Source organism: Janthinobacterium sp. GW822-FHT07A03 (assembly GCF_058798815.1).
On the sequence record NZ_JBXAKW010000005.1, the window covers coordinates 358822 to 364926 of the forward strand.

The following is a 6105-nucleotide window of genomic DNA, read 5'->3' on the forward strand; positions in this document are numbered from 1 at the left end:
GAATGATACGCAATCGCGCTCAAAAAATCAATTTCAACGAATTAGATGAATTCACTAAAAACATGGCGCGCGGCGGGCCGGACTCGCGTGCGCGTGCGGCAGGGGGCAAGATGGGCCTGCGGTTCCAGGATCTCGCGCCATTCGCTCCACTCGGCGTTGCTGTGGCGTAGCAGCGTTTCCATGCACTCCCCGTCCAGGCCCAGTACCCGCGCGGCGGCCAGGGCCGGCCCGCGCGGCCCCGCACCGTTGCGCAGGATCAAGTCGGCGAAGCCGCTGGCCAGCTTCAGCAGCCAGGCCAGGTCCGTCATGCGCCCGGCCCGCCCGAAGCCGGGCGGCGCGGCATGGCAGCGCACGGCGTCGCACAGGATGTCCGGCATGCCCCAGCCCCGCATGAGGATGGCCGACAGCGCCAGTTGGTGATGGCCGAAGCGCTGCGACTCCGCGCACAGCAGCCGGGCCGGGGTGCCATTGCCATACTGGCCCAGCAGTTCTGCATATTCCTGCGGATGCAAGGTGGCCAGGGCCAGCTGGCCGCAGTTGGCCAGCAAGCCGCAGCTGTACAGTTCATTGGCCGGCGCCAGCTGCAGCGCGTCGCCGGCCACGCGGGCGGCGCACGCCATGGCCAGCGAGTGCGACCAGAAGCGCTGCGCGTCGAAGTGCGCGCACGTGGGCGCCGGCAGGGCGGGCGCGGCGAACGCCTGGCGCAGGGCGGGCAAGCCGATGGCCGCCAGCATCGCGGCGTTGACGGCCGCATGCGGGCGCTCGCCCGGCGGCACGCCCGCATTCGCCAGGCCGATGACCTTGCCCGTCAGGACAGGATCGCAGCCCAGTTGTTCCGCCAGCTCATCGAGCGGCACCTGCTGCTGGCACAAGGCCGTCAGCCACTGGCTGCGCCAGGCGGGCGAAGGCAGGATGGCGCCGCCGAGCAGGCGCGCCAGGTCGAGGTGCGCGCTCATGGCCGGCTCCCGACGCCGCTGCGGTCATCGGCCTGCGCCGCGCCCGCCGTTTGCAGGGCCGTGACCGCTTGCGACAGCGCGTCGAGCGCCATCAGCAGTTCCGCATGCAAGCGGCGCAGCGCGCCCGTATCGTTGGAAAAGCCCGCATGCACGGCCTGGCGCGCCAGCGCCTGCAAGGGGAGCAGGCCCATGGACTGGCTGCCGTCGAGGATTTCCTGCGCCAGCACGCGCGCCGGGGCGGCCCGTTCGCAGCGCAGCGCATGGGCGATGCCGGCCAGGCGGTCGCGCGTCTCGGCCACGAACAGGGCCAGGATCTCGCCCTGCAGGCGCCGGTCGCAGCCGAACATGGCGTCCAGGCGGGCCGCGTCGAACGGCGGCGCGTCCGGCGCCCTGGGCGCTGGCGGCGGTGCGCTGTCCGCCACCTTGGCCGGCGGAACCGCCTTGCGCATCTGCAACAGTGCATGCAGATCGGCCGGTGCCGTGCAGCCAGCCTGGCTCCCGCGGGTACGGCGCCAGAGCAGGGCGGCCAGCAGCAACACCAGGCCGGCCAGCGCCAGCGCCGTGCGCATCAGCGACAGGTCTTCGCAGCGAAGGAAGGGGTGGATGGCGAAGAGGGTATTCATGACCGTGCTCCAATGCTATCTAGGCAAGTGATGCTGCGTGATGGCGGACCTAAAAGACGTCCCAGTCGCCCGCATCGGCGGCGGCCGGCGCCGTGGCTCTGGCCTGGCCTGCGGGACGCGTGGCGACCAGCTTGAGCGCCGCCTTGTGCCGTGCTGGCCGCCGGGCGGCGTGTGCTTGCGGCGCCGCGCCGGCCCGGCCAGGCGCCAGCGTGAAGGCGCCTACCACGCCAGCCAGCCTGGCCGCTTGCTCCTGCAGCGATTGCGATGCCGCCGCCGCTTCTTCGACCAGGGCCGCATTCTGCTGCGTGACTTCATCCATCTGCGTGACGGCGCGGTTGATTTCCTCGATGCCCGTGCTTTGCTCCGCGCTGGCGGCCGAGATTTCGCTGACGATGTCGGTCACGCCGCGTACCGTGTCGACGACTTCCGTCATGGCCGCGCCGGCCTGCTGCACCAGCTTGCCGCCTTGCCCCACCTGTTCCACGGAGTTGCTGATGAGTACCTTGATTTCCCGGGCGGCGGCCGCCGAACGGTGCGCCAGGTTGCGCACTTCGGTGGCGACGACGGCAAAGCCGCGCCCCTGTTCCCCGGCGCGCGCCGCTTCCACGGCCGCATTCAGGGCCAGGATATTCGTCTGGAAGGCGATGCCGTCGATGACGCCGATGATGTCGGCGATCTTGTTGGACGAACTGTCGATCGCTTCCATGGTGCGTATCACGTCGCCCATCACCTGGCCGCCCCGCTGTGCCTTGTCCGAGGCGCTGACGGCCATTTGCTTGGCCTGGCGGGCATTGTCCGAGTTTTGCCGCACGGTGGCCGTCAGTTCTTCCATGGCCGAGGCGGTTTCTTCCAGCGAGCCGGCCTGCTGCTCCGTGCGCGCCGACAGGTCGAGGTTGCCGGCTGCGATCTCGGCCGAGGCCGTGCCGATGCTGTCCGTGCCGGAACGTACTTCGGCCACGATGCGCACCAGGCTTGCGCTCATGTCCGCCATGGCCTGCATCAGCTGGCCCACCTCGTCGTTCGACGTGGCGTTTACTTGCACGCTGAGGTCGCCGCCCGCGATGGTGCGGGCCACGCCGATGGCGTCGTCCAGCGAGGCGACGATGCGCCGCGCCAGCAGCAGGCCCATGCCGGCCACCAGCGCCGTCACGGCCAGCGCCAGGCCGATGGCAATCCAGCGCGCGCTGGCGGCTGCGGCGGCGCCGTCGGCGGCACCCTTGGCGGCCAGGTTTTCGTTGTAGCGGTGGTGGGCGGCCAGGGCGCCGACCAGTTCCCTGATGATGGGCTGGTTCTGCATCAGCAGTTCGCGTGCCGCATCGATCTCGCCGGCCTTCGACAGCGCCAGCACCTTGTCGCGCACGGCGTCGTAGTGCTGCAGCACGGCGCGGTCCGTGGCCAGCAGCGCTTTGTCTTGCTCATCGGAAATATTTTCCTTTTCATATTTGTCGAGCGCCTGGCCGACCGCCGCGCGTGCCTCCGCGATGCCCGCTTCCAGGGCATCGCGCTTGGCGGCATCCTTGCTGGCCATGTGCTGCCAGACGGCCGTGCGCATCTGCGCGAACGGCACGACAGCCTGGTTCAGGGTCAGCAGGCTGGGAACGGTATTGATGGTGGCATAGCTGGCCGCCGTGTATACGCGGTCCATCTGGTAGATGCCAAAGCCCGCCAGGGCCGCCAGTCCCAGGACGACGGAAAGGATCAAGGCGTACAGCCGTTTTGCGATGGTCATGATGGGCGCCGCTCCAATGAAGTTGAAAATCGGGAAAATCGTTTGCCGGAGTTCATGATTTTCATTTTACGATAAAAATTTGATTTATTCGAGAAATTTGTGATTTATTTGATTTATTCCATGTTTTTTTTGGATCGCCTGATGAAAGACTGGCTGGGGCATGTGATGAAAAGCAACACTGTGCAGATATCGCGTGCTGGCGTGTGCCACGCTTTGCCATTTAGTGAAAAAATGGAATTTCCTTGATTGCCATCAAATACGGTGCGCAGGCGCGTGCCGCCGACTGACTCTTGTAAAGGAGCATCATGACTGCCTCTGCCCGGCCTGGACCCTTGTTAGTATTCACCGCAGTCATCTTCATCTTGCTGGGCCTGGCGCTCGTTGGCGGCGGCGTCTGGCTCGTCAGCCTCGGCGGTTCCTGGTATTACGTGGTGGCCGGTATCGGCATGCTCATCGCGGGCGCGCTCGTGTGGAAGGGGCGGCGCAGCGCCCAGCTTTTCCTGGCCCTGCTGCTGTTCGCCACCCTGGTCTGGTCCGTCATCGAAGTGAAGTTCGACTGGTGGCAATTGCTGCCGCGCCTCGATATCTGGTTCGCCGCCGCCGTCTGGCTGCTGCTGCCGTTCGTCGACCGCCGCTTTGATCCGCCATTGACGGCCGGGGCGAAACCGCGCGACGCGGGCAGGAGCGCGCTGGCCGCCGCCGTGGTGCTGACGGCCGCCGTGGGCGTGTTCTCGCTGTTCCAGGATTACTACACCCTGCACGGCGAAGTGCCGGCCGAGAATATGGCGGCCGCGCCGCAAGGCGATTTCGCGCCGGGCGTGGCGCCCAACGACTGGGCCGCGTACGGCCGCTCCGGCTATGGCGACCGCTATGCGCCGGCCGCGCAGATCACGCCGGCCAACGCCGCGCAGCTGAAACAGGCGTGGGTATACAACACGGGCGACTTCAAGGGGCCGAACGATCCGGGCGAGATCGCCAACGAAGTCACGCCGCTGAAAGTGAACGGCATGCTGTACCTGTGCACGCCGCATAACATCGTCATCGCGCTCGATCCGGACACGGGCAAGGAGATCTGGCGCCACGATCCGAAGATCAATCGCGACGCGTCGAGCTACCAGCACATGATCTGCCGCGGCGTCGCCTATTGGGACGTCAACGCGGGCCGCGCCAAGGGCGACCCTGCGCCCGAGGCGGCCGGCATGGAGTGTCCGCGCCGCATCTTCGCGCCCACCATGGATGCGACCTTGATCGCCGTCAATGCCGATACGGGCGCAGCCTGTAAAAGTTTTGGCGAAAACGGCGTGATCGGCCTGTACCACGGCATGGGCATGAAGAAGCGGGGCTTCTTGATGCCGACGTCGCCGCCGGCCGTGGCGCAAAACGTGGTGGTGATGGCTGCCAGCGTGACCGACAATTTTTCCACGGAAGAGCCGTCGGGCGTGATCCGCGGCTACGATCCCGTCACCGGCAAGCTGATGTGGAACTGGGATGCCTCGAACCCCGACGACACGGCGCCGATCGCCGATGGCAAAACCTATACGAACAACTCGCCCAATTCCTGGGGCGTCTCCAGCGTCGATGAAAAGCTGGGCATGGTGTACATCCCGATGGGCAATGAAACGCCCGACACGTGGGGCGGCAACCGCAATCCGAATGGCGAGAAATACAATAGCGCCATCGTCGCGCTCGATCTTGCCACGGGGAAAGTACGCTGGGTCTACCAGACCGTGCACCACGATATCTGGGACATGGATATCGGCGGCCAGCCTTCGCTGGTCGACATCGACACGCCAAAAGGCAAGGTCCCCTCCGTGGTCGCCACGACGAAACGGGGCGACATCTACGTGATCGACCGCCGCGACGGCAGCCTGGTCGTGCCGGCGCCGGAAAAACCCGTGCCGACGAGCAATCCTGCCGCCGGCGACACCCTGTCGCCCACGCAGCCGTTCTCGGCGCTCACGTTCCTGCCAGAGAAGCACATCAGTGAAACGGATATGTGGGGCACGACGCCGTTCGACCAGCTGGCGTGCCGCATCATCTTCCGCCAGCACCGCTACGAAGGGCCGTTCACGCCGCAAACGGTGGCCGAAGGCAAGATCAAGGGCGCCATCATTTCGCCTGGCCCGCTGGGCATCTTCGAGTGGGGCGGGGCGGCCGTCGATCCCGTGCGTCAGTTGCTGCTGGTCAATCCCGATTACATGGGCTTCCTGGAGCGCCTGGTGCCGCGCGCGCAAGCCAATGCGCCGGGCGGCACAGGCACGGAAATGGGCTTGCAGCCGCAGACGGGCGTGCCGTTTGCCGTGGAAATCAAGCCCTTCCTGTCGCCACTGGGCTTCCCATGCCAGGCGCCGCCGTGGGGCTATATCGCCGCCGTCGACCTGCGCACCATGAAAAAAGTGTGGATGCACAAGAACGGCACCACGCGCGACAGCGCCCCCGTGCCCATCGCCTTGCCGCTGGGCGTACCGAGCCTGGGCGGCATGAGCACGACGGGCGGCGGCGTGGCCTTCCTCAGCAGCACGCTCGACTACTATATCCGCGGCTACGACGTGCGCAACGGCAAAACCGTCTGGAAAGCCCGCCTGCCGGCCGGCGGCCAGGCTACGCCGATGAGTTATGTCTCCGACAAGACGGGCAAGCAGTACGTGGTCGTCATGGCCGGCGGCCACGGTTCGCTGGGCACGAAGATGGGCGACAGCCTGGTGGCGTTTGCCTTGCCGGATGAGGCCGTCAAGGAGGCGGGGAAAGCGAAGTAAGAGGATAAGTAAGTGAAGCGCATCGGCGGCATGGACTGGCC

The 6105-nt window shown here is 66.6% G+C and carries 4 protein-coding genes; 1 reads left to right on the forward strand and 3 read right to left on the reverse strand.

What is annotated here, in order from left to right; all coding sequences use genetic code 11:
* Window positions 1–41: 41 nt before the first annotated feature.
* The 3 genes from AC1RJW_RS16465 to AC1RJW_RS16475 are packed head-to-tail and all read right to left on the reverse strand — an operon-like array spanning window position 42 to window position 3308.
* Complete coding sequence (locus AC1RJW_RS16465; RefSeq protein WP_493045863.1) at window positions 42–956, reverse strand: HDOD domain-containing protein; 915 nt, start codon at window positions 954–956, stop codon at window positions 42–44.
* Window positions 953–1579, reverse strand: a complete 627-nt coding sequence (locus tag AC1RJW_RS16470; RefSeq protein WP_493045864.1) for a hypothetical protein — start codon at window positions 1577–1579, stop codon at window positions 953–955. Before AC1RJW_RS16470 ends, AC1RJW_RS16465 begins: the two co-directional genes overlap by 4 nt.
* 49 nt (window positions 1580–1628) lie before the next feature.
* Window positions 1629–3308 carry a methyl-accepting chemotaxis protein gene (locus AC1RJW_RS16475; protein WP_493045865.1) on the reverse strand — a complete coding sequence of 560 codons (1680 nt, stop codon included), beginning with the start codon at window positions 3306–3308 and terminating at the stop codon, window positions 1629–1631.
* A gap of 332 nt (window positions 3309–3640) precedes the next feature.
* Here AC1RJW_RS16475 and AC1RJW_RS16480 point away from each other — a divergent pair, with 332 nt between their 5' ends.
* Window positions 3641–6064, forward strand: coding sequence for a membrane-bound PQQ-dependent dehydrogenase, glucose/quinate/shikimate family (locus AC1RJW_RS16480; RefSeq protein WP_493045866.1), 2424 nt, complete (start codon window positions 3641–3643; stop codon window positions 6062–6064).
* The last annotated feature ends 41 nt before the right edge of the window (window positions 6065–6105 follow it).